Raw genomic sequence first — 14,721 nt, 5'->3', positions numbered from 1 at the left:
GGAGACACCTCGACCCTGGTCGACCCCAAGGTATTCGACGCCATCCGCGGCAAGTAGGGCCTTCGGCCCCTGTGCGCCTTTTTGGTAGTCCCCACTACCGGAAAGGCACACAGGGGCGAAGCCCCTCTCGCAACTTCACTTCCTCTTTCGACGTCAGCCAGGACTCCTCGGCTACGCGGATGTCTGCGGCAACCCTCTTGTGCAAGGACTTTCCGCGCGAGGAGAGAAACACGCGTACCTTCCGGCGATCGTCCTCCCCGACTTCGCGGTAGATGAGCGCGAGCGAGACCAACTTGTCCGCAACTCGCGTCAGCGTCGGAGCCGGTGTTCCCGTTCGATCGCGCAACTCAGCCATCGTCAGCCCCTCGGTCGACGCCAGGGCTTCGAGCGTCATCCAGTGATCGAGAGTGAGATTCTCTGCCGCCAGCGCCTTCTCCGCCGCTGCCGCGGCCATTCGAGCTGCTCGGACCAGCGCAGTCGTCAGCGACGCATCAAGAATTTCGGAGTCACTTTTTCCCACTGATCGCTCCCCCGCTGTTGCGCAGTTCACACTTCTCGGGCAATACTTTCAAATGAAATGATAGTAACCCAGGCCAGGCCGCTGACTCCCGATTCCGGCGGCGACGCATGAGCGCTACCGGCGCGCTCGAACGCGCGCGCAGCGCGGTGTGGCGCCTGGGCATGGTGGTTCCCCTTCAGGGGCCGGCCGGACTGTTCGGCCCCTCCTGCGAAGCAATCAGCGAGTTGGCCGCCCGCGACCTCAACAACTCCGGTGGCGTGCTGGGACGCGAAGTCCAGATCGAAGTGATCGACGGCGGCGCTTCGCCGAGCGTCGTCGCCGCCCGCGTGGGACAACTACTCGACGCAGGCGACATCGACGCGGTCAGCGGTTGGCACATCTCCTCTGTCCGCCACGCTCTTGCACCCGTGGTCGCGGACCGCATTCCGTACTCGTACACCTCGCTCTACGAGGGCGGCGAGGTCAGATCCGGCATCTACTGCTCCGGCGAAACACCACGGCAGCAGATCGCGCCGGCGCTGAAGTGGCTGCGCGACAACGTCGGAGCGCGTAAGTGGTTTGTCGTCGGGGACGACTACATCTGGCCGCACAGCTCTCTCGGAGCCGTGAGGCAATTCGCCACCGAACTCGATCTCAGCCTTGTCGGCGGTTCGTTTGTCGACCTCGGGCGCGGAAACATGAAGCAGTTGGTCGAGACCGTCTCGAACTCCGGTTGCGACGGCGTGATCATGCTCCTCGTCGGGCAGGACGCCGTCGACTTCAACCGAGCCTTCGCCCGCCGAGGCCTCGACGAGTCGATGATCCGGTTCAGCCCGTTGATGGAAGAAAACATGCTGCTCGCAAGCGGCCCCCGCGCAACCCGCAACCTGTTTGCCTCCGCCGCGTACTTCCGTTCGATGGTCGACGGCAACTCCATGGATCTTCTCGGGCGCTACATCGCACTGCACGGCGCGCACGCTCCGGCGCTGAACAATGCCGCCGAGTCGTGTTACGAAGGGATACATACCCTTTCGGCCCTGGTTCGACGCGCCGACAGCACACATCCGCGCGACCTGGACGCCGTCGTCGAGGGTGCCGCGTACGACGGGCCTCGCGGAACCGTCGAGTTTCGTGATCGTGTTGCACGACAGAAGATTCAGCTCGCCGTCGCCGACGGACTCGACTTCTCGATCATCGCAACGCTCTGAGATTTTCCCACTGAGTTCTCGCTCTTGACTTCTGTGGCGCGCATCACTTAGTTTCATTTGGAATCATTTCATTTGAAAGTAAGCCGTCCCGAAGTAACCGTCCCGAAGTAACCGTCCCGAAGTAACCGGAGGTGCCCGATGGGCAGTGTTGGTTTGCTTTACGTGGGAGCCGTCCTCTTCGTCAACGGACTGATGCTGCTCGGCACAGTTCCCGTTCGATCCGCCTCGGTCCTCAACCTCTTCGTCGGCGCACTTCAATGCGTCGTCCCCACCGTCATGTTGATTCAGGCTCAGGGAGATTCGAGTGCCGTCCTGGCGGCCTCAGGGCTCTATCTGTTCGGATTCACCTATCTCTACGTGGGCATCAGCAATCTCGCCGGCTTCGAGCCGGAAGGAATCGGGTGGTTCTCGCTGTTCGTCGCGTGCGCCGCGCTCGTGTACTCCTTCCTCTCTTTCACAGTGAGCAACGACCCCGTCTTCGGGGTCATCTGGCTCGCATGGGCAGCGCTGTGGACGCTGTTCTTCCTGGTACTCGGGCTCGGCCGCGAGAATCTCAGTCGCTTCACCGGCTGGGCAGCGGTCCTCCTGAGCCAGCCCACGTGCACGGTCCCCGCATTTCTGATCCTGACCGACAACTTCCACACCACACCCGCCGTCGCGGCCGGTTGGGCCGGAGCACTTCTGGTTCTCCTGGGCCTGGCCAAGATCCTCGCTGCACCCAAAACCGCAGTACCCCAATCCCGTCCAGTCTTCAACTGATCGACACAACCAAGGAGTGAAAGACAATGCGACACGGTGACATCTCCTCGAGCAACGACACGGTCGGCGTAGCAGTGGTCAACTACAAGATGCCCCGCCTGCACGATCTCGCCGGTGTCCTCGAGAACGCGCGCAAGATCGCCGACATGATGATCGGCATGAAGACCGGCCTCCCCGGAATGGATCTGGTGGTCTTCCCCGAATACTCCACGCAGGGAATCATGTACAACGAGGAGGAGATGTACGCGACAGCAGCCACCATCCCGGGCGACGAGACCGCGATCTTCTCCGCAGCGTGCCGCGAAGCCGACACCTGGGGAATCTTCTCCATCACCGGCGAACAGCACGAAGACCACCCGAACAAGCCCCCGTACAACACGTTGATCCTCATCGACAACAAGGGCGAGATCGTTCAGAGGTACCGAAAGATCCTGCCCTGGTGCCCCATCGAAGGGTGGTACCCGGGAGACACGACGTATGTCACCGAAGGCCCGAAGGGGCTGAAGATCTCGCTCATCATCTGCGACGACGGCAACTACCCGGAGATCTGGCGCGACTGCGCGATGAAGGGTGCAGAACTGATCGTCCGTTGCCAGGGATACATGTACCCCGCCAAGGACCAGCAGGTGATGATGTCCAAGGCAATGGCCTGGGCCAACAATTGTTATGTGGCAGTTGCCAATGCGGCCGGATTCGACGGCGTCTACTCCTACTTCGGACACTCCGCGATCATCGGATTCGACGGCCGGACGCTGGGTGAAACCGGCGAAGAAGAATACGGAATCCAGTACGCGCAGCTTTCCGTCTCAGCCATTCGCGACGCACGCGAGAACGATCAGTCCCAGAACCACATCTTCAAACTCCTCCATCGCGGCTACTCCGGTGTCCACGCAGCAGGTGACGGAGACAAGGGCGTCGCGGACTGCCCGTTCGAGTTCTACAAGCTGTGGGTCACCGACGCCCAGAAGGCTCAGGAACGCGTCGAGGCCATCACCCGAGACACAGTGGGTGTAGCGGATTGTCGCGTCGGAAACCTGCCGGTCGAGAAGACAATCGAAGCGTAAGGATCTCACTGTGCCTTATATCACCGACATGCTCCATGACCGGAACAGTGCAGCAGCACCACCGCCGGCCGAGGAACGAACCGAATCCGTACCGGTCGGGGCCTTCGACGCTCGCAAGCTCTCGAAAGCCCTGAGTTCCAAGATCGTCGGACAACAGGCCGCCGTCGACGCAGTGGTTCGTGCGATTTCGATCGCGCATGTCGGTGCCACGGATCCGACGCGTCCGCTCGCAAACATCCTTCTCGTTGGCCCGACCGGCGTCGGCAAGACGGAATTGGTGCGGCGCGTGGCCGCAGAACTACGGTCAGGACCCGATGATCTGTGCCGCATCGACATGAATGCTCTTGCGCAAGAGCATTATGCGGCGTCGTTCTCCGGGGCTCCACCTGGATATGCCGGTAGCAAGGAGTCCTTCACGCTGTTCGACAAGAACACCGTCGAGGGCGATCCGTACACCCCCGGAATCGTCCTGTTCGACGAAGTGGAGAAGGCCGACCCCACCGTGCTGCGTGCGCTCCTGCAGGTCCTCGACAACGGCGAACTCCGGTTGGCGAACGGTCAGCAGAAGATCTCGTTCCGCAACAGCTACGTGTTCCTGACCTCGAATCTCGGCTCTGCTGCGGTGGCAGAACGTCGGCGATCTCACCTGCGGCAGCTCGCCGATCGCGTCCGGATCGATCGACCGTGCCATGGTCATCATCTGGTGCAACGCGCGTTGGAGAAGTTCTTCGACCCCGAATTCTTCAACCGCATCGACGAAACCGTGATCCTCGACGAGTTCGACGAACAGACCGCGGAACAAGTGACCCGTCTCGAGATCGAACTGATCACGACTCGGTTGGCCAGGAGAGGCATCGACGTCGAGGTGGAGGACAGCGCCGTCGCCCTGTTGCAACGGCGCGGGTTCGACCCGGTGTACGGAGCACGTGGCCTGCGCCGGACCATCCGGAACGTCTTGGCCGACCCGGTGGCCGCCGCCGTTCTCGACCTTCGGCCGGTCGGGACGCAGCCACTCGCCTTGCAGGCGCGGGCAGTTGGTGATCAGATACAGGTAAAGAAAGTCCCATGAGTGCTCGCTCACGTTGCGGATCGAATCCGCAACGTGGGCGACACATTTCAAACATGTCCGCGTAACGCCACCTCCCTAGGTTGGGTGCCTGCACCACAAAGTGCACATGCACAGGCACCCAGGGGAAGTGACGTCATGACAGCAGTGAACGAGCAGGTGTCCGCCGGCGCACCGGACAGGGCAGATCTCGGTGAGAATGCCGCACTGAAGGAGACTCTGGAGGACTACACCCTCCGATTTGCGCCACGCAGCTACCGCAAATGGGGAACCGGCGTCGTCGCGACCTCCGCGCTCGGCGGAATCGCGTATCTCGCAGACTTCTCGATCGGCGCCAACATCGGCATCTCGTACGGCACCGGTAACGCATTGCTGGGCATCGCCGTGTTTGCCGTCGTCATCATGGCGACCGGCTTCCCACTCGCCTACTATGCCGCGCGATACAATATCGACCTCGATTTGATCACTCGCGGAAGCGGTTTCGGCTACTACGGCTCGGTGGTCACCAACGTCATCTTCGCGACGTTCACCTTCATCTTCTTCGCGCTCGAAGGTTCCATCATGGCCCAGGGTTTGAAACTGGGGCTCGGGATCCCACTCTCGATCGGCTACGCGGTCTCGACCCTGATGGTCATTCCACTGGTCATCTACGGAATGAAGGCTCTGGCAAAGCTCCAAGTGTGGACGACGCCTCTGTGGCTCGTCATGATGGTGCTGCCGTTCCTGTATCTGCTGTTCAAGCACCCTGATTCGGTGAGCGCGTTCTTCGCCTTCGGCGGTGAGGACGGCGCAAACGGCAAGGGCGTCAACTTCGGATCGGTGATGCTGGCCGCGGGTGTCTGCTTGTCGCTGATCGCACAGATCGCCGAGCAGATCGACTACCTGCGCTTCATGCCGCCCAAGACGCCGGAAAACACCCGCCGTTGGTGGGCTGCAGTAATTCTCGCCGGCCCCGGCTGGGTGATCTTCGGCGCGTTCAAGCAGATCGTCGGACTGTTCCTCGCCGTGTACATCATCGCGAACGTCGTCGACGGATCCTCGATCGCCAACCAGCCCGTGCACCAGTTCCTCGAGATCTACCAGGACATGATGCCGCACTGGCTGGCCATGACGCTGGCCGTGATCCTCGTGGTCATCAGCCAGATCAAGATCAACGTCACCAACGCGTACTCCGGCTCACTGGCCTGGACCAACTCGTACACCCGCGTCACCAAGACCTACCCCGGACGCATGGTCTTCGTTCTGGTCAACCTGGCGATCGCACTGATCTTGATGGAAGCCAACATGTTCGACTTCCTCAACACGATCCTGGGCTTCTACGCCAACTGCGGTATCGCCTGGGTCGTGGTCGTCGCCTCGGACATCGCGATCAACAAGTACTGGTTGAAGCTCTCCCCGAAAGTCCCCGAGTTCCGACGCGGGATGCTCTACGACGTCAACCCCGTCGGCTTCGTGTCGATGCTGCTGGCCGCGGGCATTTCGATCCTGGTGTTCTTCGGTGCTTTCGGTTCGGCGATCAAGCCGTTCTCCCCGATCGTCGCAATCGTCATCGCGCTGGTGATGCCGCCGGTCCTGGCCGTCGCCACCAAGGGAAAGTACTACCTACGACGCACCGACGACGGCATCGATCTGCCGATGTTCGACGAGTACGGGAACCCCTCCGGTGAAACGCTTCTGTGCTGCGTCAGCGGAATCGAATTCGAGCGTCCCGACATGCTCGCGTCGAACGTGCCCGGTCCGAACGGCGAGAAGCAGTACATCAGCTCCCTGGCCTTGAGCACCGACAAGACCGGTGAGCACGTCCTGCCTGCTCAGCTTCCCTGACAACTGCTGTGCGCCTTTATTAACCGCCGGGGGTTAATAAAGGCGCACAGCAGGGCTATGCCCCTACATCGTCGAGCGACTCACCCTTCGTCTCACGCATGACCAGCAGCGCGACAAAAGTCAGCGTCGCCGCTACGAGAAGATAGATGCCGACCCAACCGACGCCGTAGTTCTTCGCGAGGTAGACGGCGATGAACGGCGCCACCGCTGCGCCCAGAATGCTGGCCGTGTTGTACGCGATTCCCGAGCCCGTGTAGCGGACGTTGGTCGGGAAGAGTTCCGGGAGAACGGCACTCATCGGGCCGAAGGTCAGGCCCATGAGCAGCATGCCCACGATGAGGAACGCCAACATGCGACCGTCGTTCATTCCGTCCGGTTCGAGGAAGACACCGAAGGTCAAGCCGAACACCATGATCAGACCGGTGATGATCAGCAAGGTGATACGACGCCCGTAACGGTCGGCGAGCCAACCCGAGACCGGCACGGCGGCAGCGAAGAACACGACTGCGATCAACTGCAGGACAAGGAAATCGGTGTACTTGAAGCCCGCACCGGTTCCACCGTCGGCCGGCGTCTTGCCGGTTCCGTGGCTGAGAACCCAGGTGGTCATGATGTAGAACAGCGTGTACGTCGCGAGCATCACGAACGTACCGATGATCAGCTGACGCCAACTGGTCTTGAATACCTCGGCGACCGGAGTCTTGACCTTCTCGCCGCGCTCGACTGCGCGCGCGAACACCGGGGTTTCCTCGAGCTTGAGCCGGACGTACAGGCCGATCATCACCATGATTGCGCTGAGCAGGAACGGAATTCGCCATCCCCAACTCAGGAAGGCACCCTCGAGGTCCGGGCTGGAATTGTCGTGGTTCATGAACAACGTGATGATCAGGAACAGTCCGTTGGCCATGAAGAAGCCGATGGGCGCACCGAGTTGCGGCCACATCGCCGCCCAGGCCCGCTTGCCTTCCTTGGCTGTCTCGGTCGCGAGCAGCGCCGCACCCGACCATTCGCCGCCGAGCCCGAGGCCCTGGCAGAAACGCATGAGCGCCAACAGCGCCGGGGCCAGCAGTCCGATCTGGTGATAGGTCGGCAGTAGTCCGATGAGGAAGGTCGCTATGCCCATCGTCAGCAACGAGCCGACCAGAGTTGCCTTGCGTCCGACGCGGTCACCGAAGTGCCCGAAGAGAATCGAACCGAGGGGACGGGCGACGAACGCGAGTCCGAACGTCGCCAACGACGCGAGAAGCGCGGTGGTGTCGTTGCCCTTCGGGAAGAACAGGTGCGGGAACACCGATACTGCCGCTGTGGCATAGATGTAGAAGTCGTAGAACTCGATGGACGTACCCACCATGCTGGCGACCACGATTCGGCTGCGCGGCACTCCGGCGACGGTATCTGCGTCGCCGCCCTCCGGCTTGGGTGGATTCTCACTGACTGACGTGCTCAAAACATGCTCCTGCGCCGTTATACGAAAGATGTCCAATTGGTGGGATGGTGTCCCAATCAGTAGGAATTGAACACCCACGGGGTTTTCCGACGCAAATTCGGTTCGCGAATTCGGCTCAGCGGGCAATCCGCGATAAAATTCCGTAAAGGTGAGCCGGGAAGTCTGGTCGGCACGTGCATTCGATGCGTCACAACGTCGATCACGTTCATGTCTGTTGCATCCGAATTCGGTTGCACGAACAAAGGTCGTCCCCACGCGTGATCTCCACCCTGCGTTCCGAACTGTCCCGCTACCTCCGCATCGAAACGGTGGGCGGATCGATCCTCCTGATCGCTGCCGCCCTCGCTCTGATCTGGGTGAACTCTCCTTTCGGTGAGAGCTACATCGCACTACGTGACTTCCAGATCGGTCCGTCCGCACTCCATCTCGACCTCAGCTTGGGCACGTGGGCGCAGGACGGACTGCTTGCCGTCTTCTTCTTCGTCGCCGGCCTCGAACTCAAACGTGAACTGGTGGTCGGCGAACTCGCGGACCGCAAAGCCGCGATGCTCCCGATCATCGCGGCGTGCGGCGGCGTCCTGGTCCCCGCGATCATCGCGGCGTCCATCGGTTTCGGCACGCCCGGCATGGACAAAGGCTGGGCTATTCCCGTCGCGACGGACATCGCTTTTGCCCTCGGCGTGCTCGCACTGACCGGCTCGAAGATCCCGGCGAGCGCCCGAGTTTTCCTGCTCAGCCTGGCCGTCGTCGACGATCTGCTCGCGATCATCCTCATCGCCGTACTGTTCACCGGTTCCCTCGCGATGTTGTGGCTGCTGACCGCGGCCGCAGCCCTGGCTGCCTACGCCTACGCCCAACACAAACGCATCACGACGCCGTTCCTCTACGTCCCGCTGGCACTACTGACCTGGTACGCGATGCACGAAGCGGGGATACACGCCACACTCGCGGGCGTCGCGCTCGGCTTACTCACCCGGGTGAGGCGCGATCCGGACGAGGAGTACGCGCCCGGTAGCCGTCTCGAGCACCGTATTCAGCCCTACTCTGCAGGCTTCTGTGTCCCCGTCTTCGCACTGTTCGCCTCCGGTGTTCCGATCAACGCGGCGGTGCTCGGCGACATTTTCACCGACCCCGTCGGGCAATCGGTCGTCGTCGGTCTTCTGGTCGGCAAAACCGTCGGAATCTTCGGAATTTCCCTGCTCGCGATCAAATTGGGGATAGCAACCAAACCCAAGACACTGGAATTGAGAGACATGTTTGCCCTCTCAGTTCTCGGTGGCATCGGGTTCACCGTTAGCCTGCTTGTAGCAGACCTCGCATTGGACGGGGTCGGCGATGGCAGCGAGGCCGAGATAGCGAAGGCCGCAGTTCTCGTGACATCGTTGGTGGCATCGCTGATCGGATCAGCGCTGCTGTGGCGACGTGGACGAGTTCATGCGGCTCGAGACGACGCTTCCACCGCCATTGCCACGGACGCGAGAGAACTACCTGGAGAGGTCGACAAGTGAGCTTGACCAACGGAGAGAGCCAGCGCTTCACCGGAGATGGAGTACCGAACACGGTCTCTTCCATCCCTCTCACCGATGTGGACGCCCGCACGCCGGGCGAGGCCACCATCGGGGCCCTCGTCAAGGACGCGACCGCACAGGTCTCCACCCTCGTGCGCGCCGAGGTCGAACTTGCCAAGGCCGAGGTGACGGGCGAGGTCAAGAAGGGTCTGCAGGGCAGCGTCTTCTTCATCCTGGCCTTCACGGTTCTGCTGTTCAGCTCGTTCTTCTTCTTTTTCTTCCTGGCCGAGATGCTCGACACCTGGGTGCCGCGCTGGCTGGCGTTCCTCATCGTCTTCCTGATCATGGTGGTGACCACCGCGATTCTGGCGCTGCTCGGTTATCTGCGCGTGCGCAAGTTGAGGGCTCCGGAGAAGACGATCGAATCGCTCAAGCAGGCCAAGAACGTCATCCCCGGCAGCCATGACGACGCAAAGCCGTCGGTCGATTTCAACGCGCGCCGGTAGCGAGTCTGATCGAAAGTGGCAGCCCCAGATCCATCCACCGTCAGGTTCGACGGCCCCTGGATTCACCGGGACATTCACGCCAACGGCATCCGGTTTCACGTCGTCGAGGTAGGCGACGCGGAGCCGGATGCTCCGTTGGTGGTCCTGTTGCACGGATTCGCCGATTTCTGGTGGTCCTGGCGCCATCAGTTGACGGCACTGTCGGAGCAGGGATTCCGCGTCGTCGCGATGGACCTTCGTGGGTACGGCGATTCCGACAAGCCCCCTCGCGGCTACGACGGTTGGACGCTCGCCGGTGACGTAGCCGGCCTCATTCGTGCGATGGGTTACGGCAAGGCCACGCTGATCGGTCATGCCGACGGCGGGTTGGTGTGCTGGGCGACCGCGCTCCTGCATCCACGCCTGGTGCGGTCGATAGCGCTGATCTCGTCTCCACACCCGATGGCGCTCAAGAAAGCAGTCGTCCGCGACCCCTATCAGCGCCGCGCGCTTTTGCCCTCGTTCCTGGCCTATCAGGTACCGCTACGCCCGGAACGTCGGTTGACGGCCGACAACGGCGCCGAAGTGGAGCGTCTGGTTCGCTCGCGGTCGGGCCCCACCTGGCCGCAGCAACCCGAATTCGCGGACGTCATGACCAAGATGCGGGCCGCGATCCGGATCCCGGGCGTCGCGCATTCCACGTTGGAGTACCAGCGTTGGGCCTTCCGCAGCCAGCTCCGCCCCGAGGGCCGACGTTTCATGCGTTTGATGGATCAGGTTCTTCGCATTCCGATCGTCCAGATTCACGGCGAACTCGACCCGTACGTGCTCACCCGTACCGTGCGTCGCGACAAGCACTGGGCTCCCGGCGAGAAACTGCGCACCATTGCCGGAGTCGGTCATTACGCGCATCAGGAAGCCCCCGAGCGCGTCAATCGCGAACTCGGGGACTTCCTCCTTACGGAGAAGTGACCGCTACAGGATGCACGCGCCCGTCGGTACGGGCGTCGATGCCGAGGCAGCCGCGTTCAACTGGCGCGAGACTTCCTGCGCGGTGAGGACGAATCCGGTGTCACTGTCGTCGACGGCAGCACCGAACACGACTCCGAGGACCCGCCCCTGATCATCGACCATCGGTCCACCCGAGTTGCCCTGCCGGATGGATCCGCGGACGGTGTAGACCTCACGCTGGGTGGTTCCGGCCTTGTAGATGTCCGGCCCGTTCAGGTTCAGGACCTCACGAACGCGGGCTGCGCTGGCCGTGTACGGACCACCGCCGGGGTAACCGAGCACCAACGCGTTGTCACCGGTCCGAGCCTGCTCCGGAGCGAACGGCAGCACCGGCGCGTCCAATCCGGGAACCGCCAGAATCGCGATGTCCACGGCGGAGTCGAAGAGAACCACCTGCGCGGGCAGTGCGCCCTCCATGGTGTCCACGGTGATGCTCTCGGTTCCGGCAACCACGTGGGCGTTGGTCATGACGCGTTCGGGGGCGACGATGAATCCGGATCCCTCGAGCGCGCGCTGGCAACTCGGTGCGACGCCGTTGATGCGGAGAACACTCGGACGCAACTGCGCCGCCAACGGACTGGCGAGAACGCTCGCGTCGGGTGCTTCGACCTCGGTGATGGGCGTGCGCCCGAACGGGCCGATGACGTCCGGCAGGCCGGAGGTGTCGAGCAGCGCCGAGAACTCGGTCGGGATGCGGCGCAGCCACTGCGGCGCCACTTCGTCCACGCTGGCGAGAACGTCCGAACCACGAACAGCTGCGGCAATATTCGGCTGCGACGAGGAAGTGAGCGGAATCGCGAGCAACCACGCCGCGACCACGACAGCCACCGCCTGTAGACCCGCACCGATGACGCTGTCGACGGATCGCGCCGTCGGACTGTGCATTCCGCTGCGCGCCGCGCGTCCGAGCACCATACCGGCGACCTCGCCGATGATGACCAACACGACGATCAGCGAGATGCCCGCGAGGATGCGCAGCTTGCCTTCGGTGACGTGCACAAGCAGGTGCGGCGCCAACAGAATCCCGGCGACGGCACCGAGGATCACGCCGACGAACGCCAGCGCCGACGCCACCGCTCCCTGACGCCATCCGGACGTGGCCGCGATGAGGGCGACCAGAACGATCGCGATGTCCACCCAACGAGAACCTGTCATCGCGGCACCGCCGAATCCTCGACACCTTCACCGAACTCGGACAGCGCTGTGTCCAGGTCTCTCACGTCCTCGTAGTTCCACGGAATCTCCCAGCCCGACACCGTGAACAGCGCCGCGAGGATTCCTGCTGTGAACCCCCAGACCAGCATGCCGTCGGCGCGGAACGCCGGGCCCTGGTACCCGAGGGGATGTCGAACCTGAAACCGGTTGTCTGGGTCGAGCAACGTGCGCAGCGGCACCCTGGCCACCCGTCCGACCTCGCCCTCGTCCTGAATGCCCACCGTCGTCGGCTGCTCCCAGTAGCCGAGCACCGGCGTCACGTCGAAACCCGACGGCGGGATGAAGATCTCCGGCAGCACGGTGAGCGGCTGAACTCCGCTCGGATCGAGCCCGGTCTCCTCCTGCGCTTCACGCAGCGCGGTGCCGACGGGGCCGTCGTCGCCCGGGTCGGCGGCGCCGCCCGGGAATGCGACCTGTCCGCTGTGCTGACGCATCGTCGACGCCCGTTGGGTCAGCAGGACGTCTGCGCCCTCCGGCAAGCCGCCGACGGCGAGAGGGTCGGCCTCACGCGGTCCGCCGAAGAGCACGAGCACCGCGGCCGGACGCGTCACGGTGCCGCGCGGCGCGCGACGCTCGAGGACGGGGTTGATCCGATGGGGATCGGTGGGCTGGGTGCTGGCGACAGCGCGCAACCACTCGGGAACCGGTGTACTCATACGACGACTCCCAGATATTGCGCCGCAGCGGCGGCGATCTCGTCCGCACTGCGGAAGGGTTGGGGCAAGACCTTGGCGACTGTTCCATCCGCGCGCACGAGCACCGACACCGGCAGCACCGGCGGTGCGCCCACTGCGATCCGTACCTTGCCGTCACCGTCCTGGACGCCGGGCAAACGCACCGAGTAGTCGATGAGTCGCGTCAAAGCGTTCTCCTGATTCGGATCCGAATGCACGGTCAGCACGTTGATGCTGCCGTCGGCGCGCTCCGCGAATTCCTGAAGGTACGGAAGCTCTTCGGCGCATGGCGCGCACCAGTACGCCCACAGATTGAGCAGGGTCGGCTTTCCGCCCACCGCTGCGGCAAGGTCGACGGGCGCTCCGTCGGAGACGCAGTCGAGGGTGATTCCGGCGAGAGCCGAGCCGGCAGGCGCTTCGCCGGTCGGAGTCGGGCAGGAGGCCAGAGCCGCCTGGCTACGGAGTTGATCGAGCGATTCCGACGACGGAGTGAACGTCGGCGGCTGATACGCGGACGAGGACGGGCCCGTCGAGGTGGGCGTCGTGTCGTCTCCTCCGCGCGGCCAGATCGCCACGACGAGAGCCGCGACGACCACGAGCGCAGCGAGAGACCATCTTCCGGCACTTGTCATCGGCGATCACAACCCTGCCAGGGCGAGCAGATGATCGGTCTCGGGGCCTTTCACCAGGGCCGCGGCCTCGGTTTTGTCGGTCGGGCCGAGACCGTACGACGGGCAGTCCTTGGCCAGAACACACACACCGCACGCGGGCTTGCGCGCGTGGCAGACCCGTCGGCCGTGAAAGATCACGCGATGCGAGAGCAGAGTCCATTCCTTACGTTCGATCAGTGCCCCGACGGCGTGTTCCACTTTGACGGCATCTTCTTCCTCGGTCCACTTCCACCGACGCACGAGCCGACCGAAGTGGGTGTCGACGGTGATTCCCGGAATGTCGAAGGCATTGCCCAGCACGACGTTCGCGGTCTTGCGTCCGATGCCTGGGAGTTTCACCAGATCTTCGAGCTTGTTCGGGACCTGCCCGTCGTGGCGTTCGAGTAGCGCCTGACCGAGTCCGATCAGCGACGTCGTCTTGTTCCGGTAGAAGCCGGTGGAGCGGATGCACTCCTCGAGTTCGGTCCGATCGGCTTCCGCGTATGCCTTTGCGTCGGGATAACGGGCGAAGAGTGCCGGCGTGACCATGTTGACGCGGACGTCGGTGCATTGCGCCGACAGGATTGTCGCCACTGCCAGTTCCAACGGAGTCGTGAAGTCGAGTTCGCAGTACACGTGTGGGAAAGCCACAGCGAGCTCACGATTCATCCGACGCGCCCGGCGTACCAATCCGAGGTGTGATTCTTCCTTCCGCGCACCCCCCGAACGCGGTTTCTTCCGCTGCTCTGAACTGCCTGTCGGGGTGGTCTGCACTCAGACAACTGTACGGATACGACATGAGTGGAGACTCCGTCGTGTCGATTCTGAGACCTTCGACGTGTTTACTTCCCCCTATGCAAGGACTCGCAGTAATTCTCTTTCCGCTACTGCTTATGCTCTTTGCCCTGGCGATGGAACGAGTCGAAGGGCGATTGCGTCGGCTCTCGGTCCAAGAGCATGAAGTAGAAGACTTCCTCGACCAGGCAAGTCACGACGACGTCGCCCGCCTGGCAAGCGATGGGTTTCCCCATGCGTTCGCCCGCTTCCACCGGAGGCGTAAGGGCCGTCAGTCGGAGGCTCCCGAGAGCGCCAGCCTGGGCGAAATCCGGACACAACGGGCAAGTTGACGGCCATACAAAGTAGTCACCGCAGCGGATTCCGGAAGAATTTTCGGCTCTTACGTGGCATCAATCACTCGTCGCGAGCTAACGGGACGTAGACTTCGATGCCGTACCTGTTGCATTGAACACAGATTGCATTGGACACAGTGTCTCACTCATGAGGGCTGAGCCTGTGTACGACGGTTTGTGC

At 62.8% G+C, this 14,721-nt stretch carries 15 protein-coding genes; 9 read left to right on the top strand and 6 right to left on the bottom strand.

All coding sequences use genetic code 11. The annotated features are described in order from the left end of the window. Nucleotides 1–94 precede the first annotated feature (94 nt). On the bottom strand, nt 95–520 hold the full coding sequence (locus QRN54_RS31720; RefSeq protein ID WP_285183914.1) for a MarR family transcriptional regulator: 426 nt from the start codon (nt 518–520) through the stop codon (nt 95–97). 107 nt (nt 521–627) lie between these two features. On the opposite strand from QRN54_RS31720, the gene QRN54_RS31715 reads away from it, so the two are divergent. The 5 genes from QRN54_RS31715 to QRN54_RS31695 all read left to right on the top strand — a co-directional run bounded on the left by QRN54_RS31715 (nt 628) and on the right by QRN54_RS31695 (nt 6,420). Continuing rightward, on the top strand, nt 628–1,707 hold the full coding sequence (locus QRN54_RS31715) for a substrate-binding domain-containing protein (RefSeq protein WP_058227138.1): 1,080 nt from the start codon (nt 628–630) through the stop codon (nt 1,705–1,707). 138 nt (nt 1,708–1,845) lie between these two features. Continuing rightward, complete coding sequence (locus QRN54_RS31710) at nt 1,846–2,466, top strand: AmiS/UreI family transporter (RefSeq protein ID WP_003946099.1); 621 nt, start codon at nt 1,846–1,848, stop codon at nt 2,464–2,466. 26 nt (nt 2,467–2,492) lie between these two features. Beyond that, on the top strand, nt 2,493–3,530 hold the full coding sequence (locus tag QRN54_RS31705; RefSeq protein ID WP_285183913.1) for an aliphatic amidase: 1,038 nt from the start codon (nt 2,493–2,495) through the stop codon (nt 3,528–3,530). A gap of 10 nt (nt 3,531–3,540) precedes the next feature. Continuing rightward, nucleotides 3,541–4,599 carry an AAA family ATPase gene (locus QRN54_RS31700; RefSeq protein ID WP_285183912.1) on the top strand — a complete coding sequence of 353 codons (1,059 nt, stop codon included), beginning with the start codon at nt 3,541–3,543 and terminating at the stop codon, nt 4,597–4,599. A gap of 135 nt (nt 4,600–4,734) precedes the next feature. Beyond that, the gene (locus QRN54_RS31695; RefSeq protein WP_042446692.1) at nt 4,735–6,420 is read left to right on the top strand and encodes a purine-cytosine permease family protein; all 1,686 of its coding nucleotides are present in this window, start codon (nt 4,735–4,737) and stop codon (nt 6,418–6,420) included. 55 nt (nt 6,421–6,475) lie between these two features. Here QRN54_RS31695 and QRN54_RS31690 read toward each other — a convergent pair whose 3' ends face one another. Continuing rightward, nucleotides 6,476–7,867 carry an MFS transporter gene (locus QRN54_RS31690; RefSeq protein ID WP_003946096.1) on the bottom strand — a complete coding sequence of 464 codons (1,392 nt, stop codon included), beginning with the start codon at nt 7,865–7,867 and terminating at the stop codon, nt 6,476–6,478. A 173-nt stretch (nt 7,868–8,040) separates the two neighbouring features. Here QRN54_RS31690 and nhaA point away from each other — a divergent pair, with 173 nt between their 5' ends. The 3 genes from nhaA to QRN54_RS31675 are packed head-to-tail and all read left to right on the top strand — an operon-like array spanning nt 8,041 to nt 10,832. After that, nucleotides 8,041–9,375 (top strand): Na+/H+ antiporter NhaA, encoded by a 1,335-nt coding sequence (gene nhaA / locus QRN54_RS31685; RefSeq protein WP_502944082.1) that lies wholly within the window; start codon nt 8,041–8,043, stop codon nt 9,373–9,375. Then, complete coding sequence (locus QRN54_RS31680; RefSeq protein WP_007732413.1) at nt 9,372–9,881, top strand: phage holin family protein; 510 nt, start codon at nt 9,372–9,374, stop codon at nt 9,879–9,881. Before nhaA ends, QRN54_RS31680 begins: the two co-directional genes overlap by 4 nt. A gap of 15 nt (nt 9,882–9,896) precedes the next feature. Then, nucleotides 9,897–10,832: an alpha/beta fold hydrolase gene (locus QRN54_RS31675; protein WP_042922851.1), complete on the top strand. Its 936-nt coding sequence runs from the start codon at nt 9,897–9,899 to the stop codon at nt 10,830–10,832. Between the two features lie 3 nt (nt 10,833–10,835). On the opposite strand, the gene QRN54_RS31670 is transcribed toward QRN54_RS31675, so the two are convergent. The 4 genes from QRN54_RS31670 to nth are packed head-to-tail and all read right to left on the bottom strand — an operon-like array spanning nt 10,836 to nt 14,184. Then, a complete protein-coding gene (locus QRN54_RS31670; RefSeq protein ID WP_003946095.1) occupies nt 10,836–12,026 on the bottom strand; it encodes a MarP family serine protease in 1,191 nt (396 codons plus the stop codon). Beyond that, nucleotides 12,023–12,742, bottom strand: a complete 720-nt coding sequence (locus QRN54_RS31665) for an NUDIX hydrolase (protein WP_007732411.1) — start codon at nt 12,740–12,742, stop codon at nt 12,023–12,025. The genes QRN54_RS31670 and QRN54_RS31665 overlap by 4 nt, the downstream gene beginning before the upstream one ends. Then, the gene (locus tag QRN54_RS31660; RefSeq protein ID WP_003943500.1) at nt 12,739–13,392 is read right to left on the bottom strand and encodes a TlpA family protein disulfide reductase; all 654 of its coding nucleotides are present in this window, start codon (nt 13,390–13,392) and stop codon (nt 12,739–12,741) included. Before QRN54_RS31660 ends, QRN54_RS31665 begins: the two co-directional genes overlap by 4 nt. A gap of 6 nt (nt 13,393–13,398) precedes the next feature. Further along, on the bottom strand, nt 13,399–14,184 hold the full coding sequence (gene nth / locus QRN54_RS31655) for an endonuclease III (protein WP_285183910.1): 786 nt from the start codon (nt 14,182–14,184) through the stop codon (nt 13,399–13,401). An 80-nt stretch (nt 14,185–14,264) separates the two neighbouring features. Between nth and QRN54_RS31650 the strand changes: the two genes are divergently transcribed. After that, entirely contained in the window at nt 14,265–14,537 is a 273-nt protein-coding gene (locus QRN54_RS31650; protein ID WP_039973294.1) for a hypothetical protein, read from the top strand. The last annotated feature ends 184 nt before the right edge of the window (nt 14,538–14,721 follow it).

The organism is Rhodococcus sp. MEB032 (genome assembly GCF_030208925.1).
GTDB lineage: Bacteria > Actinomycetota > Actinomycetes > Mycobacteriales > Mycobacteriaceae > Rhodococcus_F > Rhodococcus_F qingshengii.
This window is presented reverse-complemented; position numbering and strand designations above follow the sequence as displayed.